Source organism: Acidovorax delafieldii (assembly GCF_007993815.1).
In the GTDB taxonomy this organism is placed as follows: Bacteria; Pseudomonadota; Gammaproteobacteria; order Burkholderiales; family Burkholderiaceae_C; genus Acidovorax; species Acidovorax delafieldii.
This window is the reverse complement of the sequence record NZ_VJWE01000011.1, coordinates 1,243,207-1,260,323: the sequence shown is the minus strand read 5'-3', so window position 1 is coordinate 1,260,323 and position 17,117 is coordinate 1,243,207. Positions and strand designations below refer to the sequence as shown.

The following is a 17,117-nucleotide window of genomic DNA, read 5'->3' as shown; positions in this document are numbered from 1 at the left end:
GGGGCGGGCGGGATACGGGGTGAATGCACGGCCGGGCGTGGCGGGTCCACTGGTAGCCGTGCAGGGAAGGCAGCTTGGGGCTTACTTGCCGCCGCGCAGCTTGGCCAGCGTGGCGTAGACCTCTTTCACCGTCTCTGCGCCCACTTTTTCGCTGTGCTTTTCGACCACAGGCTTGACCTTGGCGCGCAGCTTGTCCAGCTCGGCAGGCGAGAACTCGGACACCTGCATGCCGGCCTTCTTGAGGTCTTCCAGCGCCACATTGGCCTGCACGCGCGACACACCGCGCTGGAAGGTGGTGGCCTCGGCCATGGCGTCGGTCAGCGCCTTTTGGTCAGCAGGGTTCAGGCTGTCCCAGAACTTCTTGCTCACGATCACGGCCTGGGGGTTGTACATGTGGCGCGTCACGGTCAGGTACTTCTGCACCTCCGCAAACTTGGACGACAGGATGGTGGAGAACGGGTTCTCCTGGCCGTCCACGGCCTTCTGCTCCATGGCCGTGTACAGCTCGGGGAAGGGCATGGGCACGGCATTGGCGCCCAGCGCGTTGAACATGTCGATGTAGATGGGCGACTGGATCACGCGGATCTTGAGGCCTGCAATGTCTTCAGCCTTGGTGATGGGGCGCTTGCTGTTGGTGAGGTTGCGAAAGCCCAGCTCCCAATAACCCAGGCCCACCAGGTTCTTGGCCTGCAGCTTGTCGAGCAGCTTCTTGCCGAAGGGGCCGTCCGTCACGGCGTCAGCCTCTTGGGGCGTAGCGAACAGGAAGGGGAAGTCGTAGATGCCGAATTCCTTGGCCTGGGCCGACAGAATGCCCGCGTTGAGCACCGTCATCTCCACCGTGCCACCTTGCAGCGCCGACACGGTCTGCAGGTCGCCGCCCAGCGTGCCGCCGGGGAAGAGCTTGACGGCAATGCGGCCGTTGGTCTTGGCCGCCACCAGGTCGGCAAACTTTTGCGCGCCCTGGGCCTGCGGGTGGTCCTTCTGGTTCTGGAAGGCGAACTTGATGGTGCGCTCCTGCGCGTGCGCAGCGGGCAGCAGCGATGCGGCGACGAGGGCCGTGGCGAGCAGGGTTTTGAGCAGCTTCATGGGATGGTCTCCTTGGTTTTTGGGCAGGCAGAAACGGTAGGCGCGGGAGGGAGGGTCAGCCCCCCAGCAGGCGCAAGGGCACGAGAACAATGGATGGGAACAGCACCAGCAGGAACATGACGATGAACTGCGCCACCATGAACGGCATGACGCCCCGGGTGACCTGCGACATGGAAATGCGGCCCACCCCGGCCACCACATTGAGCACGGTGCCCACGGGCGGCGTGATGAGGCCAATGGCGTTGTTGATGATGAACAGCACGCCAAAGTAGACCGGGTCGATGCCCGCAGCCTTCACCACCGGCATCAACACGGGAGTGAGGATGAGGATGGTGGGTGTCATGTCCATCGCTGTACCCACCACCATGACCAGCACCATGATGGCGATCAGCAGCAGCGTCTGGTTGCCCATGAAAGGCTCCAGCATGCCGATGACAGCGGACGGAAGATCGGCCACGGTGATGAGCCAGGCCGACACCATGGCAGCTGCGACCAAGAACATGACCACGGCACTGGTGCGTGCGGAAGTCTGGAAGATCTCCACCAGCTGGCGCAGGGTCAGCTCGCGGTACACGACCATCGCGACAAACAACGAGTAGACGGCGGCCACCACAGCAGCCTCGGTGGGTGTGAACACCCCCATCCGCAAACCCACCAGGATGATGATGGGCAGGCCCAGGGCCCAGACGGCTTCGCGCAACGCCAGCAGCAGCTCGGCGCGCGTTGCGCGCTTCGGCGGCGCCACGTTCTCGCGTCGCACCAGCCACCACCACGTCGCAGCCAGCGAGAGCCCCAGCAGCACGCCAGGAACAATGCCCGCCAGGAACAGCTTGCTGATGGACACGTTGGCGGCCACGCCAAAGATCACAAAGCCGATCGAGGGCGGTATCACTGGAGCGATGATCCCGGCGGAGGCAATCAAGCCCGCCGAACGCTCCTTGTTGTGCCCCGCAGCCACCATCATGGGCAGCAGCAGCGACGCGAGTGCCGCCGCATCCGCCACGGCCGAGCCCGACACTGCCGCCAGGATCACGGCCGCCATGATGGCCACGTAGCCCAGCCCGCCGGGGACATGGCCCACCACGGTGAGCGCCAGCTTTACGATGCGCTTGGACAACCCCCCCACATTCATGATCTCGCCCGCCAACATGAAGAAGGGCACGGCCAGCAGCGGGAAGCTGTCCGCGCCATTGATCACGTTCTGCGCGAGGATTTGCGCATCGAACAGGTCGAGATGCCACATCAGCGCCACACCGCAGATCAGCAGCGCGTAAGCGATGGGGACGCCGATCGCCATGGCGAGCAGCAGGGAGCCCAGGAAGATGGTGACGGTCATGGTGCGCGTTCCAGTGCAAAGGAGGGGTCAGCGACGGGGGCCTGGAGGGGGAGTGCTGGCACTGGCGTCTTCCGTGCGGTGTTGCAGTGCCGCGAGTTCTTCGCTTTCCTGCACCATGACCAGCTCATGCTCGCCCAGCGGCACAAAGAGCGTGCGCAGCAGATCGCGGACCAGAATGGCAATGGCTGATGCGCCCATGAGCACACCGCTGGCATAGAAGATGCCCACGGACGCCCCGGTCACCGGCGCCTCGGTGTCGGCATTGATCAGCATCTGGGCCCAGCTGCCTTTGAGCAGGAGCCAGGAGACATACAGCATCGATATCTGTGCGAGAACCAGGCAGACCTTCTTGCCCGCAGCGGGCAGGCGGGACACCAAGACATCGGTGCCCAGGTGCCCATGCTCTCGCAAAGCCACCACGGCCCCCATGAAGGTCAGCCACACAAACAGCCATCGCGACAGCTCTTCGGACACCGTGATGCCCGAGTTCACCGTGTAGCGCAGCACCACGTTGCCGAACACCAGCACCACCATGATGGCCAGACACAGGCCGGAAAGCATGTCGAGTGCGCGGGTGTATCGCCCGAGCCAGCGGTCGGCCAGTGCAAGCATGGTGTCTCCAGTCGTTATCAGTGAGTGGATTTAATTTTGTACGAACTGGTTAGTATTTGATCTAGGTGCAAACCCTGTTCGCGAACAGCGATAGGGCAGCACCGGGTGGCGCGGCGTGGGGTCGCGATGGATGGGTCAACCACGCCCGGCGAAGAGCGTCCTCCGGCTCATGGCCCTGAAGAACAGCAGGGTGCCAGGCGCGCAGCGCGCCGGCGGGATTCGATTCAGGGCCGCAGAAAGCGCACGATCATTTCAATGATCGATTCACGGCGTTGCGCCGTGGCGGCAGGCGTATCCAGCGAGCGCTTGAAGATCGCGCCAAAGGTGTGGCGGTTGGCCACGTTGAAAAAGCACAGCGCCGAAATCGACATGTGCAGATCGACAGGGTCCACATCCGGACGAAAAACCCCCACCGCCACGCCACGCTGGTACACGTCGCGCACGGCATGGATGACTGGGATATTCAGTTCCTGGATCGTGGCGGATTGGGTGATGTACTCGCCCCGGTGCATGTTCTCGTTCATGACCAGGCGGATGAAGTCGGGGTTGGCAAGCTGGTAGTCCACCGTGAAACCGACCAGCGTGCGCAGTGCCTGCTCGGGCGCCAGGTCTTCGAGGTGCAGCTCTGACTCAATGCGCCGGATGCGGCGGTAGGCGTCTTCCAGCACCGCCACATACAGACCTTCCTTGCTACCAAAGTAGTAGTAGATCATGCGCTTGCTGGTGCTGGTCAGTGCCGCGATCTCGTCGATGCGGGCTCCGGCCAGGCCCTTGTCGGCAAACTCTGCCGTGGCCACCTGCAGGATGTTGGCCATGGTGCGGTCTGGGTCGTTCACGCGCACCCGGTCGGCGCCCGGCGTGGCAGCGGCCTCGCGCGCGGCGCGCTGGCGGGTCGCCCTGATACCAGCGGTGGGGGGTGGGTTTTGAACCATTTCGTTCATACGCCCGGGAGCATACGGCAAGCAGAGGACCGGAACTGCACAAAGACCCGCGGCACTCCGCGGGAGGACGGGCTTGCCGGAGCCTTTCAGCAGCCGAGCGACGGGGTCAGGCAGGCTTGGTGTCCGCGAAACTCGGGCGCTGCATCAGCTTGTCGAGCAGCTTGCCCAAGTTGGGGTACTCGCTGCGCCAGGCGATCTCGGGAAAGCGGAACTCCAGCCAACCCAGAGCGCAACCCACGGCGATATCCGACAGGCTCAGGTGGATGCCGCTGCAATAGGGCTTGTCGCCCAGCCCCTGGCTCATGGACTTGAGGCCATCGTTCACCTTGAGCAGTTGGCGGTCGATCCAGGCCTGGCTGCGTTCGCTGTCCTTGCGGTGAACCCAGGTGGCTTCCAGGCGGGCCAGGATGCCGGCATCCATCACGCCGTCGGCCAGGGCCTCCCAGGTTTTGACTTCAGCGCGCTCGCGGCCCTGGGAAGGGATGAGCTTGCCCACGGGCGACAAGGTGTCGAGGTATTCGACGATGACGCGCGAGTCAAACACAGCCTCGCCGCCTTCCATCACCAGACAGGGTACCTTGCCCAGGGGGTTGGATGCAGAGATATGGGTGTCGTCTGCCCAGACGTTTTCTTGCACGAACTGGTAGTCGAGCTTTTTCTCAGCCATCACGATACGTACCTTGCGCACGTAGGGGCTGGCGGTGGCTCCGATCAATTTCATGGTGTGTCTTCCAGTGCGCGGGGAATGCTGAACAATTCGGGTTTGATTCTATCGACAGCGACCCGGCATGAGGCTGACTGATGCGCCGCCCCCACAAACCCCGCCGACCGGCCCCGCCTACAATCGTGCGCCATGAGCCTGTCCACCATCACCGCCCTGTCGCCGCTTGACGGCCGTTACGCCCCCAAACTTGCCGCCCTTCGCCCGATCATGAGCGAGCACGGCTACATGCACCGCCGCGTGCAAGTGGAAGTGGCGTGGTTCATTGCCTTGTCGGATGCAGGGTTTGCAGAGTTCAAGCCCCTCACCACCGGAGCGCGCGCTTACTTGCTGGGCCTGGTCAAGAACTTCTCCGAGGCCGATGCTGCAGCCATCAAGGAGATCGAGAAGACCACCAACCACGACGTGAAGGCGGTCGAATACTGGATCAAGAGCAAGTTCGAGGCACGCCCCGAGCTGGAAAAAGCCTCCGAGTTCGTGCACTTTGCCTGCACCAGCGAAGACATCAACAACACCAGCCACGCCCTGCAGCTGCGCTCGGGTCGCGACCAGGTGGTGCTGCCAGGGCTGGACCGCATCGTGCTCAAGCTGCGCGAAATGGCACACGCCTTTGCCGAAGTGCCCATGCTCAGCCGCACCCACGGCCAGACGGCCAGCCCCACCACCGTGGGCAAGGAAATGGCCAACGTGGTGATGCGCCTGCAAACCGCCTGCGACCGCATCGCCAGCGTCAAAATCATGGGCAAGATGAACGGTGCCGTGGGCAACTACAACGCCCACCTGTCTGCCTGGCCCGACTTTGACTGGGAAGCCTTCAGCAAGAAGGTCATCGAGACACCCGAGCCTCTGGGCCTGGGCCTGACTTTCCAGCCGTACAGCATCCAGATCGAGCCCCATGACTACATGGCCGAGCTGTTCGATGCCGTCGCCCGTGCCAACACCATCCTGATCGACCTCTCGCGCGACATCTGGGGTTACGTGAGCCTGGGCTACTTCAAGCAGCGCCTCAAGGCGGGCGAAATCGGCTCGTCCACCATGCCGCACAAAGTCAACCCCATCGACTTCGAGAACGCCGAAGGCAACCTGGGCCTGGCCAACGCGCTGCTCAAGCACCTGTCCGAAAAGCTGCCCATCAGCCGCTGGCAGCGTGACCTGACCGACAGCACCGTGCTGCGCAACATGGGCGTGGCCCTGGGCTACGCCACGCTGGCCTATGCCTCGTTGCTCACGGGCCTGAACAAGCTCGAAATCAACGAAGAAGCCCTGGCCGAAGACCTGGACGCGTCCTGGGAAGTGCTGGCTGAACCCATCCAGACGGTGATGCGCCGCTTTGGAGTGCAGGGCGCCTACGAAAAGCTCAAGGAAGTGACCCGGGGCAAGACCGTGACAGCCGAAGCGCTGCATGGGTTGATCCAGTCGCTGGAGATTCCTCAGGCCGAAAAGGACCGACTGCTGGCGATGACGCCCGGCAGCTATGTGGGCAAGGCGGCCGAGCTGGCGCGCCGGGTGTAGCGCTACCTCCATGCGGCAGAGCGGTACACCCAAGAGAGCACCTGGATGACAGCGCCTTTCATTCGAGGGCGTTGGTCAAAGGAATCATTGTTTGCTCTGCTTGTTTTTGTCGTAGTTTTGGCAGTCGCGGCGGCGCTGTACGGTCCGTACCTGGAAAATCCGTTTGTTTTTGACGACGGAAATCTCTTCTTCACCTCCCGTCTGACGACCGCGGCCGTGGAGCCCTGGGAGCTGCTTACCCGGTCGTTGCCGTACTTCACCCTGGGCTGGGTCCAAACACAATCGGGCACCATGGAAGCGCATCGGCTTATCAGCTTGGTGCTGCACGTTTTGGTCGCCTGGCAACTTTATCAATTGCTCAAGCAGATGCTCATTCTGGAGGGGCGCCGAAGCGAGCCGGCTGCCATAGCCCGTGAGCAGGCCTGCGCCATTGCAGCATTGCTGGCCGTTGTGTTTGTGGTGCATCCAGTGGCTGTCTATGCGGCGGGCTACCTGATACAGCGCACTACCGTCATGGCCGCGCTGTTCTCGCTGATCAGCTTGCGCTATTTGCTGATGGCCCTGCAGGAAGGTAGCCATGTCAGGGCGCTGCGTGCGGCGCTGATGTCATCTTTGGCCATGCTGTGCAAGGAACATTCAGTGACTGTTCCATTTGCAGCCTTGTCACTCGTTTTGCTGCTGGATCGGGTGGATCGACGAACGGTACAGGTCTGCTCCACGTTCATTTGCGCGAATTTGCCGGCCGTTGCCTTGGTGTTCAGCGTGGGGATGGGATTCGTTGGCCAGCCGTACGAACCCAGACTGAGCGATCTGACAGGTGAAATCTACGGCCTGCCTGCATTCCAGGGCCGCGGTGATCGGTGGCTATTTTCGGCCTACATGCAGGCCCAGCTGTACTACCAATACTGGCTGCAGTGGCTGATACCCTCCACCACCAGAATGTCTGCAGACTTGAGGGTCGATTTTCTTCAACCCTGGACTTCCGTTCACGCTTTGCTGCAACTGGGTCTGTTTGTGGCAGTGCCTTCTGTGGTGGCAGGCCTTTCGCTGCGGACGGGCAAGCACCGTTTGCTCGCTTTTGGTCTCGCATTCAGCGCTTTGCTGTTTCTGGTTGAGTTCAGCCTTGTGCGTTTTCAGGAACCGTACGTGCTCTACCGCAGTTATATCTGGGCCATTGGGTATGCTGCGACGGTCGCCGCTTTGGCACGACACCTTCCGTGGCGCATGACACTTGCACTCGGCGTGCTGGTGATCCCTCTGTTGTTTGTACAGTCACAAGACCGGCTGGAGAGCTTTTCTTCACGGGCCGCTCTTTGGGAAGACGCCGCAGCCAAACTCCCGAAACCTGAAGTAGCAGGAGCGAGCCGGATCTTCTTCAACCGGGGCAACGAGCGCTTCCAGAAGGGCAACGTTGAGGGAGCACTGTCAGATATCAGCAAGGCCATCGAACTGAGCCCCGAGAACTCCAGTTTCTACCTCGCTCGCGCAACGACGCTCACCCGCACAGGCCGCCCCCAAGAAGCACTTTCTGATCTGGAAACCGCCGAGCGGATAACGCCCCACGACGAACCGCGAATTTGGTTTGAAAGATTTCGCGCGCTTTATGCCTTGCAAAGCCCTGACGCGGAAGATGCGCTGCAAACTGCCGCACGCCTGGGCAGTTTTTCGGCCCGATATGTCATTGAAAAACGTCGAAGCAATGGGGCTGACGCAGAAGTACAAATTGAAGGAACCCGCTGAGAATGGCGATCAAATCCACAATATTCAAAGCGAACCTTGCGATCGCCGACATCGACCACGGCTACTACGCCGACCATGCGCTCACCCTGGCACGCCACCCCAGCGAAACCGACGAGCGCATGATGGTGCGGCTGGCAGCCCTGGCCATTCAGGCGCACCAGCTCAATGACCTGTGCAATGGCGACGCCACACTCGCGTTCGGCGCAGGGCTGTCAGACCCGGATGACCCAGATGCATCGCTGACGGACTTTACCGGCCGCAAACGCGTGTGGATCGAAGTAGGGCAACCGGAAGACAAGCCCCTGACCAAAGCCTGCAGCAAGGCTGACTCGGTGATCGTGTACTGCTTCAACCACGCGGCCGAGATCTGGTGGAAGGGCATTGAAACCAAGCTTTCGCGACTGGACAAGCTGCAGGTCTGGCGCATTCCGACCGAGGCGTCGCAAGCGCTGGCACAGCTGGCCGAGCGCAGCATGCAGCTGCAGGCCACAGTGCAGGAAGGATCCATCACCCTCAGCAGCACACAAGGCAGCGTGCATGTGGAGCCCGTACGCTGGAAGTGAGGGCGTTTTGGGGCAAAGTTCCTGGTAGCGCTAGAGGAATATGCCTCAATAGCTATCAAATATATAGCAAACCACCCAATGCCGTCAGTCGCGCGGCATGAACGCTCCGCAATTCCAACACTGCTCAAACCCGCCTTCCACCAACTCGCCACAGAGACAGGCCCAGTGGCGCTGCGGCAGGTTGTGTAACTCTTGCAACAAGGCTTGTGCACGCGCAGCGTGCTCTTCGTGGTCCAGCCAGATCTCGGGCAGGCACTGATCGGGTGGCAGGTGTCCGGCGGCAGCGCCCAGGTACTGGCGCTGCACTGAGGCCGTCATGCCCGCTTCGCACAGCAGATCCGCCCACAGGGTGGCGATGGCGATGTTCGGAGCTTGGGTCAGGCGCAGCATGGCGCCACCTTAGCGGTTTGCCGGGCGGGCGTACAGCCCATCGCCCGTCAACCTACCCAGCCGTTGGCGCCCCTGGCGCGGTCATGCCCTCTGCGGCGCGCTCGGCATATCGGTTGAAACGCCAGGCCGAGTGCTCCAGCGTGATACGGCGCCACACCCCCCGCTTTTCCGCCGGAGTGTACGAGGGCCAGAATTGCACCTCGTCGAAGGTGCGCCCGCAGCCCTTGCACAGGTCATCGCCTTGGCTGGTGGAGCAAATCGCGATGCAAGGTGTGTCGGGCGTCGTGTCGTACCAGGCCTGCCAAGCCGCCATGGCTGCGGAAGGCAGGCTGTCCTCGTCGATCTCTGTGGTGTGCCCGTAGACCATCAGCGCATAGACCTCCCCCAGGGCCTGGACCTCTGGCGCCAGACCCAACCCATCGGGTGATGCGGGCGCACGGTGCCGCCAGTGATTGATGGCAGCTTCGATGTCGGTGATGTGGATGGCAGCCATGAAAGGGGGCAAGGGACGCGCAAGCGCAGGGGCACAAGAGGGGCTGGATGATAGCGGCCCGCCACAAGGGATGCTGGCAGTGGTGGTATCCGCCGTATTTCCCCGGGCGAGGCAGCACACCCAGCCCCCCCCCGGCGTGTACGCAGTAACCACAACACCCCGGCTCTTGCGCTGCCTCGCCGGTAATGTTCCAATCGCGGTCTCGAAGGGGAGTAGCTCCCGCCTTGCCAGCCAGCCCACCGCTATCCGGGCTTGAGCGGCACAAGGCATCGGATTTGTCGTCAATACGAAGCTTTGCTTCCGGCAATCCGGGTTCACGCACAACCAGCTTGTGTAGAACTGAGCAAGACCTTTGATGGGCCCACCGTGGGCTGATCAAGGCCGTCCCTTCGCTTGCCATGTCTCCCCTGTCTGGGGCAAGCCTTCCTTGACCAGGTCACCGTAAGCCCCCTATCCCTGCGGGGGACTCGGCGCTACAGTGGCGCCAGGATCCTCGTTTCGCGCCACTGACATTGAGGAATTTATGGACTTTTTGGCTTCGCCCGAATTCTGGCTCGCACTCGGCCAGATCATCATCATCGACATCCTGTTGGGTGGTGACAACGCCGTGGTCATTGCCCTGGCCTGCCGCAAACTGCCCCCTGCACAACGCACCAAGGGCATCATCTGGGGCACTGCGGGCGCCATCGTGCTGCGCGTGATCCTGATCGCCTTCGCGATGACCTTGCTGGCGCTGCCCTTCCTCAAGTTCGTGGGCGCGCTGCTTCTGGTGTGGATCGGTGTGAAGCTGCTGGCTCCCGATGAAGAGGGCCATGGCGACGTGCAAGGTAGCGACAAGCTGCTGGCTGCCATCAAGACCATCATCGTGGCCGACCTGGTCATGAGCGTGGACAACGTGATCGCTATTGCCGGCGCGGCCCAGAACGCAGGCGACCATTCGTTCCTGCTGGTGGTGCTGGGTCTGCTGATCTCTATCCCGATCATCGTCTGGGGGAGTCAGCTGGTCATCAAGCTCATGGAGCGGTTTCCCCTCATCATCACGCTGGGTGGCATGCTGCTGGGCTGGATTGCCGGCGGCATGCTGGTCACCGACCCAGCCCTCGCCAACCCTGACAAGTGGCAGTGGATGCTCAAGATGCCCGTCGATAGCGTGAGCGGCGAAGTCACCGATGTCGTGAAGTACGGGGCCAGTGTGGCCGGTGCGCTGCTGGTTTTGCTGGCTGGCAAGATCATCCTGGCTCGCCGTGCCAGTGCTGGCTCGGCACCGGCCGGGCACTGACCGCTTCACGCGAATTGCATTGCATCTGACGCGGCGCAGGGGGCCATACCGCTCCCCTGTGGTCAGCATCACACCTGGAGGTGGGTATGGACAGAGTCATCGTGTATGTGGACGACGCAGCGTACGCACAGCAAGTGCTGGCACCCCTGTGTGGGCGCCCAGCCAGCGCACACACCCATTGGGTGCTGGTAGCGTGTGCGCCACGCATGACCCACCGTGTCAGCAAATGGGTGAGCCACAGCACCCGCGAGAACTGGCGTACGAAGTGGGCGGATAAGCTGTTCGCACAAATTGTTCCGACACTTCATACCCCCTCGGGGGCTGTAACCACCGTGGTGGCCAAGGGCCCGTTGGCCGAGCTCACGGCTCAACTTCAGGCAGATGCCGGCGGCATGGTGACCGCACCCGTGGTGGACGCGCGCCGACCCAAGTCCGAGCCTGTGCAGCCCACTGGCCGCGTGGACGGGCGCTGGTCGTCACTGTCGGGCACGCTAGGCAGCGTGCTCACCGGCTTTGGTGTGTTGTGGGTGCTGGCGCTCGAATAGGCCGGTAGGTGTGTGTGGCCAGGCAAGCCACATCCAATGATTGCAGCACAGCAGGCCAGTGCTATTCTCCGGCCATGCGACTTCTTCTGAAATGGCTGCTCAGCGCTGCATCGCTGCTGTTTGTGGCTTACATCTACAGCGGTGTGGAGGTGAAAAGCTTCACCTCGGCGCTGATCGCGGCCTTCGTGATCGGCCTGTTCAATGTGGTGCTGCGACCGGTGCTGGTCGTACTCACGTTACCCGTCACCATCGTTACGGTCGGGCTGTTTCTCTTCGTCATCAACGCACTCATGTTCTGGGCAGCGGCCAGCGTGCTGGACGGCTTCCACGTCGCCGGTTTTGGGGCTGCACTGCTGGGTTCGCTGATCTACTCGGTGCTGGGCTTGGTCATCGAATCAGCGCTCGGTGGCCTGTTCGCGAAGAAGTGACTCCATCGAGCGCAGACGCGTGTCGATGATGGAGGCCTCAATGTGGTCCACTGCCGCACCGCCTCGGCGAGCCATATCCTGGCCGGCCTTGAACCGGTCTACAGCGGCGGCATAGTCATAGCGCGCAGCCTGCGCTTCGGCCTCCGCACGAATCGCCCGGAGCGCCTGGCCTTGTGCTTGCCAGGTGGACGCCAGTAGTTGCCATACAGTCGCATCCTTGGGGTGGGTTGCCACCCAGGTTTGCAAGGCTTGCGTGGCGTCAGCGGGTCGGTTGGCGCGCAGCAGGGCTTGGGTACGCAACACAAGTTCTGGCCTGCGTGCGTTGTTGCCATCTGGAATGGACGGCAGGGCCGCAGATGCATCGCCAGCTGCCAATTCGGTCTCTGCCACCAACAGGCGTGCCAGGCGATGCGCAGCGGCGTCCTGTCGCACCAAGTCGTCCAGTTGGCGCGTGATCAGACGCGCATTTGCCCCATCACGCAACTGGCTGCTTGCCAACGCCGCCGCATACAGCGCGCCGGCCCGTCGCGGCAGTGGCTGCGACTGAAACCCAGAGCCCTTGGGCTCCGCGATCCACTGGCGCAAGGTATCCACTCCGGGGTTAGACAGCACACGCGCCCGCGCAGCCACCATGGCGTGTTCGCTGGAAACCTGCATTGCGGTGCCCGGCGCAGATGCTGCACCCGGAGGGATGCGCGACTGCATGTCTGCCATACGCTCCGTGGTCAGCGGGTGGCTGCGCAAATAAGGCCAGGACCCATTGTCATTGAGTCGATTGGCTTGCTGCAGCTTTTCAAACATGCTCACAAACCCTTGGGGCGCAAAACCTGCGGGGGCCATCAGCCCGTAGCCAATGCGGTCCGCCTCACGCTCCATGTCCCGCGAGAAATTGAGCTGATTCTGAATGGCCAAGGCCTGGCCTCCCACGACCAGGGCCTGCGTGGCGCCTGGGTTCTTGCTGGCCGCAAGTGCACCCAGCACCATGGCCCCCAGCAGCAAGGGCGTCTGCTTGCTCTGCTGCGTGATCAGTCGCGAGATGTGACGCTGGGTCACATGGCTCAGCTCGTGCGCCAGTACCGAGGCCAGTTCATCGCGCGTGGCCACCACACCGATCAACCCCAGATGCACCCCCAGGTACCCACCGGGCAAAGCGAAAGCATTCACCGTGCGATCGCGTCCCAGCAGGATTTCCCAGGCAAAGCGTTCGTCCAGCTCGATGCTAAGTTCACCGCGTGTCTTGGCCGCTGAAAGGAGAGGCTGCCAGATTCCCTGCACATAGTCGGCCATGACCGGGTCATCAACGTAGTCTGGGTCGCGGTACAACTCGCGGATGATGCGGTCGCCCAAGCGGCGCTCGGCGCTTGTGGTGAGGTCGCTGGTGTCGCCGAGGGTAGGGAGGGAGGATTGGGCATCAACATGCACAAATCCCGTCACCAAATACACCCCTAGCATGAAGGTGGCAGCGCCCAGTTTCCTTGAGAGATTAGTCCGAACGTTGTCAAACATGCGGCTGAGATTCAGAAGGAGTCGATTGGCATGAACGCCAGTGGTTGCGCTGTGGTGGCGTCTAGAAGCACTGTCCAAACCTTATCCCGGCTGACCAGCGGCAGGTAGCGAAGCTGGTGGATCGGCCGGCCTGCATCTTGAAGGGCCATGTTGATCGAAGCTGCTTGGCTGGCAAATCTCACCAGCAATTCAGACGCCGGTCTCGCCTCATGCAGAATGTTTGCCCGGCTGTCTTCGTAAGCTTGCCAAAGGTCACTCCTAGCCGCCAACGGTACACCGCCAATGGCCGCCATCGTTGCATCAAACTGTTCAGATGCGTCCTTGAATGGGCGCAGCGCAATCGGTGTCGGCCCCCTCAAAGGCAGCGACCTAAGCGCGACAGGCGCCTGAACCAATAGACTGGGATCTACATCGACCGCGTGAACTACAGTCATTCGGGTGTACTCGAACACTAGATGTACAGGTCTGGCTGCGAAAACAGTCCACAGGCCATAGCCCAGGGCCACTAGCTGAAGCAACGCCACGACCGTAAAGTCCATAATCAGCTCTTTGCGACGCTTGGCCTGATTGAAAATGACGAGGGTGATAAGTGGCCCCATCACAACGTCCACGGCAGTCATCAGCAGGAAGAGAGCGCGGCCGCCAGATATTTCCCGATAAGGGTAGGGATACCACAAACCAAACACCAGCAGTGCAGCCAGCAAAGCAATACACAGACTGGTTCCCAAATGAATTCCGCTAGCGCGCAGGCGCCTCTTCCAGTGATGCATGGTCGTACGATGCTTTCGCTTGATTAATGTTCAACGGTTACTGCTTATCACCTCGTTTTTACTGCATGTCTGCCCTCACCCATTTTGATGCTCAAGGCCAGGCCCATATGGTCGACGTGGCCACCAAGCCCGCTACCCATCGCATTGCCATTGCGTCTGGTCGCATTGCCATGCAGCCAGAGACCCTCGCACTGGTTCAGGCGGGCACAGCCAAGAAAGGCGATGTCTTGGGAATAGCCCGGATCGCTGGCATTCAGGGCGCCAAGAAAACCAGCGATCTGATTCCGCTGTGCCATCCGTTGGCACTGACACGCATTGCTATTGAGTTTGAAGCTTCAGATATTTTCACGATTGGCGCTCATGGCATCTTTTGCACCGCAACAGTAGAGACAGTGGGACCTACTGGCGTCGAAATGGAAGCCCTCACAGCCGTACAGATTGCGCTGCTGACCATCTACGATATGTGCAAGGCGGTGGACCGTGGCATGTCGATCCATGACGTGCGCGTGCTTGAAAAGCATGGTGGCAAGTCAGGAAGCTTTGTAGCCAGCTGACATGCCGCAATTTGCGCCATAGGGAACAGTCTAGAGACACATACCAATATGTAGCGTACTTCCACGCGGGGGCAGATCTCGCTACCCGCGTAGCAGCAGTCAGCACACTTCACTGTATTGCGCCAGCGTCAGGGAAAGCAATCTGCAGTAGTTGAGGGTAGCGGTTTTTTGCTAGGTCGTTCCACTCTTTTTGGGCACTTATGCATACACTGCGCGGCTGCATCGAGCATAGTTTTTTCAGTGTAGTGACTGCCCCCTCTGAGCGATGATTGAGTGCTTGAGCGAGAGCATATTTAAACATCGGCGCGGCATAAGCAAATCGCTCCGAGCTACGGCGCATGGCTTCTAATGCTTGGTCGGTCATATCAGACCGAGCCTCACTGCGAGAAAATCGCAGGAATTCTTGAATGCTGGTCAGGACTAGAGTGGCGGGAGGCTCTGTCATCTCCCGGCTTCCAATCCTTGCCTCTTGGTAGCGCATCAGACTCCAATCTGACTCAAGCGGGAAGTATTCAATGGCAACAGAGACTGCCAACCCAGCAGTAAAAGTGCCCGTAACGATCAATGCCCATCTGGCGAAGCGCCTCTTTGGACCTGCCGTGTTAAAGCGCGACGGAACTCCTTGTGCAATAGACAGTGCCCCCATAAAGAAACCAACAGGTAGCAAAAAATACGCATAGCTCAACGGGTATTCGACCATGGCATGACTAAACACAAACCCAACACCCACAAGCGTCACCCACCTCATGGGATCGTTACAAGCTCTTGCTTGATGCACAAACCAGCATGCGAGCCCAGCAATCACCAGAACAGCAATCGGCAACCCGTTCCACAGTGCAAGATCAAGAAACAAGTTGTGGGAGCTTTCAAGCACAAGGTGGGTCGGCGCATGATTCAGAGTAACCGCGATTTGAGCGAGACTTATTTGCCCCCATCCGTAACCAAACCAGGGGGCTCGGCTGACAGCATCCAACATGGACCACCATATGACCCGGCGGATGCCTGGAGTGCCCATACGTTCCACAGCCGTATTGATGCCCGCTGTATTCAGCAGCAATATCTCATCCAACATCGGCCACAACCAAGTCATCGCGAAGTAGAAAGCCACGCCAACGATCACGGCCACCGGCTTAGTCCGTAAGTGGCACCGCTTGCGCATCAACGCATATGCGGGCAGAAACCAGAGAAGCGCTAACAGCACAGAGCGTGAGCCGGTCATGACCAATGCCCACAACAGTAGAAAAAGCGCAGCCATCGCGTAAAGCCTGCGCAATCGGCCAGCCTCCCAAAGATAGACAAGACCTGCAATCCCCAGAAGCAGAAGTGTCGCCAATTGATTCGGCTGGGCAAGATTACCAAATGGACGGCTTTCTGGTGGAATTTCAGCAATGTAAATACCCCGATAAGTCGGGATAAGCCATTGGTGGAATGCAAGGCCTGCAGAAAGAAGCGCGGCGAATAGCATTGCTATCCATATCACTTCGATCGGTGATTGGAACGAACGTCGACCCGGCAGTGGAGTGAATGCCCCTTGCGCACCTGCGTGGGCAGACAATGCAAAACCCATGAGATAGAGGCAGGACATCCATCCATCTGTCGCGAAATACAGTTGCCCACCGGCAACTTGCAGCATAGGAACCAAGGCCAACAGAACTGCGCCGTAGGTAATCACCGGAACCACCGCCGCCCGATTGCTCGTCCAAATTAATAGGGGAGCAAATGCAATGGCAGCTACCAACTCTTGATGAAAACTCAACCATGGGGAATAGTGGTTTGGTAGCAGGTACGCAAGACACAGTACCAGTCCGACCCATAGGAACATTTTTTCTTTCACCAAGATCATCACTTCAGAAATGGCTGAGGCAATAAGAAAAGCGGTGTGCCAATAAGCACACCGCTTTATCAGAAGAACGACTGCCCTACGGGCAAATTCTCACAAACTAGCCATTAGCCACGGCAAGAGCCTGGCAGGAACTTGGCAGGCATGGGGTCCGCACCAGCAGGTCCGCAAACCCACTTGTACACCACAACATTAATATTGTTGTTGGCAATGGCAGTAGTTTCATTCAAGTACGGAGTCATGACGATAGTCTTGCTGGCCGCATCTTTGAGACTAGCGTCGTTGGAAGAAGTAATAGTCACAGCACCGGCATTGTTTGTGCGAATAGCCTGGACATACTTCGTTGGCTTGCTAGCTGGATCATTGGCAGTGTTTTGCTCGCAGCCCCATGTATCGGCAGCAGGGAGCACATTGCTAGAAATGCTCTGGATGGTTTCAGTGATGCTGGTGCGGCAGGCAGAGCCTGCCAGAATGACTTCAGACACCTTGGCGCGGATGGTGTAGTCCTGGTACGCAGGCAGAGCCACGGCGGCCAAGATACCGATGATCGCCACAACGATCATCAATTCGATCAGGGTAAAACCCTTTTGCAGAGTGCGCTTCATGAAAAACTCCTAGGAAAGTTGCAAATGCGCTGTTGCTATGCAATCGCCGTGCCTGCACGCTGGAACAAGTCACGATCACTTCAAGCAGCTACTTAGCACATCCAAACGGCAAAAATGCCTGCCTCGGCCAATCACCAAACCAGAAGTCAAGCGCCTTGTCGCGCACTCCCCCCAAAAAAGACCCCATTCATAGCGA

Annotated in this window: 18 protein-coding genes; 7 read left to right on the top strand and 11 right to left on the bottom strand. The window is 60.2% G+C overall.

Going from position 1 to position 17,117, the window contains the following annotated elements; all coding sequences use genetic code 11:
* Positions 1-81: 81 nt before the first annotated feature.
* The 5 genes from ATF69_RS08515 to ATF69_RS08495 all read right to left on the bottom strand — a co-directional run bounded on the left by ATF69_RS08515 (position 82) and on the right by ATF69_RS08495 (position 4,696).
* On the bottom strand, positions 82-1,086 hold the full coding sequence (locus ATF69_RS08515; RefSeq protein ID WP_099731779.1) for a TRAP transporter substrate-binding protein: 1,005 nt from the start codon (positions 1,084-1,086) through the stop codon (positions 82-84).
* A 55-nt stretch (positions 1,087-1,141) separates the two neighbouring features.
* Positions 1,142-2,422 (bottom strand): TRAP transporter large permease, encoded by a 1,281-nt coding sequence (locus tag ATF69_RS08510; RefSeq protein ID WP_146870581.1) that lies wholly within the window; start codon positions 2,420-2,422, stop codon positions 1,142-1,144.
* Between the two features lie 27 nt (positions 2,423-2,449).
* Positions 2,450-3,034 (bottom strand): TRAP transporter small permease, encoded by a 585-nt coding sequence (locus ATF69_RS08505; RefSeq protein WP_146870580.1) that lies wholly within the window; start codon positions 3,032-3,034, stop codon positions 2,450-2,452.
* 224 nt (positions 3,035-3,258) lie between these two features.
* Entirely contained in the window at positions 3,259-3,975 is a 717-nt protein-coding gene (locus ATF69_RS08500) for a TetR/AcrR family transcriptional regulator (RefSeq protein ID WP_146870579.1), read from the bottom strand.
* A 106-nt stretch (positions 3,976-4,081) separates the two neighbouring features.
* The gene (locus ATF69_RS08495; protein ID WP_056742845.1) at positions 4,082-4,696 is read right to left on the bottom strand and encodes a glutathione S-transferase N-terminal domain-containing protein; all 615 of its coding nucleotides are present in this window, start codon (positions 4,694-4,696) and stop codon (positions 4,082-4,084) included.
* 132 nt (positions 4,697-4,828) lie between these two features.
* Here ATF69_RS08495 and purB point away from each other — a divergent pair, with 132 nt between their 5' ends.
* Genes purB through ATF69_RS08480 form a run of 3 tightly spaced genes read left to right on the top strand, consistent with a single transcriptional unit; the run spans position 4,829 to position 8,511 of the window.
* On the top strand, positions 4,829-6,208 hold the full coding sequence (gene purB, locus ATF69_RS08490; RefSeq protein ID WP_056056582.1) for an adenylosuccinate lyase: 1,380 nt from the start codon (positions 4,829-4,831) through the stop codon (positions 6,206-6,208).
* A 45-nt stretch (positions 6,209-6,253) separates the two neighbouring features.
* On the top strand, positions 6,254-7,948 hold the full coding sequence (locus ATF69_RS08485) for a tetratricopeptide repeat protein (RefSeq protein WP_146870578.1): 1,695 nt from the start codon (positions 6,254-6,256) through the stop codon (positions 7,946-7,948).
* 2 nt (positions 7,949-7,950) lie between these two features.
* Positions 7,951-8,511: a YaeQ family protein gene (locus tag ATF69_RS08480; protein ID WP_056742839.1), complete on the top strand. Its 561-nt coding sequence runs from the start codon at positions 7,951-7,953 to the stop codon at positions 8,509-8,511.
* Positions 8,512-8,595: 84 nt separating this feature from the next.
* Here ATF69_RS08480 and ATF69_RS08475 read toward each other — a convergent pair whose 3' ends face one another.
* Together ATF69_RS08475 and ATF69_RS08470 are read right to left on the bottom strand one after the other, a co-directional pair.
* Positions 8,596-8,901, bottom strand: a complete 306-nt coding sequence (locus ATF69_RS08475) for a putative signal transducing protein (protein ID WP_056056585.1) — start codon at positions 8,899-8,901, stop codon at positions 8,596-8,598.
* 52 nt (positions 8,902-8,953) lie between these two features.
* Positions 8,954-9,394, bottom strand: a complete 441-nt coding sequence (locus ATF69_RS08470; protein ID WP_146870577.1) for a DUF3717 domain-containing protein — start codon at positions 9,392-9,394, stop codon at positions 8,954-8,956.
* A 523-nt stretch (positions 9,395-9,917) separates the two neighbouring features.
* Between ATF69_RS08470 and ATF69_RS08465 the strand changes: the two genes are divergently transcribed.
* From ATF69_RS08465 to ATF69_RS08455, 3 genes are all read left to right on the top strand, one after another.
* Complete coding sequence (locus ATF69_RS08465; protein WP_056056589.1) at positions 9,918-10,673, top strand: TerC family protein; 756 nt, start codon at positions 9,918-9,920, stop codon at positions 10,671-10,673.
* Between the two features lie 86 nt (positions 10,674-10,759).
* Positions 10,760-11,218, top strand: a complete 459-nt coding sequence (locus ATF69_RS08460) for a hypothetical protein (RefSeq protein ID WP_056056591.1) — start codon at positions 10,760-10,762, stop codon at positions 11,216-11,218.
* Positions 11,219-11,292: 74 nt separating this feature from the next.
* A complete protein-coding gene (locus tag ATF69_RS08455) occupies positions 11,293-11,646 on the top strand; it encodes a phage holin family protein (protein WP_056056593.1) in 354 nt (117 codons plus the stop codon).
* On the opposite strand, the gene ATF69_RS08450 is transcribed toward ATF69_RS08455, so the two are convergent.
* Both ATF69_RS08450 and tfpZ read right to left on the bottom strand, forming a co-directional pair.
* Positions 11,614-13,098 (bottom strand): M48 family metalloprotease, encoded by a 1,485-nt coding sequence (locus ATF69_RS08450; RefSeq protein WP_208758712.1) that lies wholly within the window; start codon positions 13,096-13,098, stop codon positions 11,614-11,616. The two genes, ATF69_RS08455 and ATF69_RS08450, sit on opposite strands and share 33 nt — an antisense overlap.
* Before the next feature lie 65 nt (positions 13,099-13,163).
* The gene (gene tfpZ, locus ATF69_RS08445) at positions 13,164-13,922 is read right to left on the bottom strand and encodes a TfpX/TfpZ family type IV pilin accessory protein (protein WP_146870575.1); all 759 of its coding nucleotides are present in this window, start codon (positions 13,920-13,922) and stop codon (positions 13,164-13,166) included.
* 65 nt (positions 13,923-13,987) lie between these two features.
* Here tfpZ and moaC point away from each other — a divergent pair, with 65 nt between their 5' ends.
* Positions 13,988-14,476 (top strand): cyclic pyranopterin monophosphate synthase MoaC, encoded by a 489-nt coding sequence (gene moaC / locus ATF69_RS08440; RefSeq protein ID WP_146870574.1) that lies wholly within the window; start codon positions 13,988-13,990, stop codon positions 14,474-14,476.
* Between the two features lie 109 nt (positions 14,477-14,585).
* Here the strand turns inward: moaC and ATF69_RS08435 are convergent, their stop codons facing one another.
* Both ATF69_RS08435 and ATF69_RS08430 read right to left on the bottom strand, forming a co-directional pair.
* Complete coding sequence (locus tag ATF69_RS08435) at positions 14,586-16,310, bottom strand: PglL family O-oligosaccharyltransferase (protein ID WP_244303686.1); 1,725 nt, start codon at positions 16,308-16,310, stop codon at positions 14,586-14,588.
* Positions 16,311-16,423: 113 nt separating this feature from the next.
* Positions 16,424-16,921 carry a pilin gene (locus ATF69_RS08430; RefSeq protein WP_146870572.1) on the bottom strand — a complete coding sequence of 166 codons (498 nt, stop codon included), beginning with the start codon at positions 16,919-16,921 and terminating at the stop codon, positions 16,424-16,426.
* Between the last annotated feature and the right edge of the window lie 196 nt (positions 16,922-17,117).

Coding starts and splice junctions, on each gene's coding strand:
- ATF69_RS08515 (WP_099731779.1), bottom strand. CDS start 1,086: ATGAAGCTGCTCAAAACCCTGCTCGCCACGGCCCTCGTCGCCGCATCG.
- ATF69_RS08480 (WP_056742839.1), top strand. CDS start 7,951: ATGGCGATCAAATCCACAATATTCAAAGCGAACCTTGCGATCGCCGAC.
- ATF69_RS08470 (WP_146870577.1), bottom strand. CDS start 9,394: ATGGCTGCCATCCACATCACCGACATCGAAGCTGCCATCAATCACTGG.
- ATF69_RS08495 (WP_056742845.1), bottom strand. CDS start 4,696: ATGAAATTGATCGGAGCCACCGCCAGCCCCTACGTGCGCAAGGTACGT.
- purB (WP_056056582.1), top strand. CDS start 4,829: ATGAGCCTGTCCACCATCACCGCCCTGTCGCCGCTTGACGGCCGTTAC.
- moaC (WP_146870574.1), top strand. CDS start 13,988: ATGTCTGCCCTCACCCATTTTGATGCTCAAGGCCAGGCCCATATGGTC.
- ATF69_RS08475 (WP_056056585.1), bottom strand. CDS start 8,901: ATGCTGCGCCTGACCCAAGCTCCGAACATCGCCATCGCCACCCTGTGG.
- tfpZ (WP_146870575.1), bottom strand. CDS start 13,922: ATGCATCACTGGAAGAGGCGCCTGCGCGCTAGCGGAATTCATTTGGGA.
- ATF69_RS08485 (WP_146870578.1), top strand. CDS start 6,254: ATGACAGCGCCTTTCATTCGAGGGCGTTGGTCAAAGGAATCATTGTTT.
- ATF69_RS08455 (WP_056056593.1), top strand. CDS start 11,293: ATGCGACTTCTTCTGAAATGGCTGCTCAGCGCTGCATCGCTGCTGTTT.
- ATF69_RS08505 (WP_146870580.1), bottom strand. CDS start 3,034: ATGCTTGCACTGGCCGACCGCTGGCTCGGGCGATACACCCGCGCACTC.
- ATF69_RS08460 (WP_056056591.1), top strand. CDS start 10,760: ATGGACAGAGTCATCGTGTATGTGGACGACGCAGCGTACGCACAGCAA.
- ATF69_RS08430 (WP_146870572.1), bottom strand. CDS start 16,921: ATGAAGCGCACTCTGCAAAAGGGTTTTACCCTGATCGAATTGATGATC.
- ATF69_RS08500 (WP_146870579.1), bottom strand. CDS start 3,975: ATGAACGAAATGGTTCAAAACCCACCCCCCACCGCTGGTATCAGGGCG.
- ATF69_RS08465 (WP_056056589.1), top strand. CDS start 9,918: ATGGACTTTTTGGCTTCGCCCGAATTCTGGCTCGCACTCGGCCAGATC.
- ATF69_RS08450 (WP_208758712.1), bottom strand. CDS start 13,098: ATGCTAGGGGTGTATTTGGTGACGGGATTTGTGCATGTTGATGCCCAA.
- ATF69_RS08510 (WP_146870581.1), bottom strand. CDS start 2,422: ATGACCGTCACCATCTTCCTGGGCTCCCTGCTGCTCGCCATGGCGATC.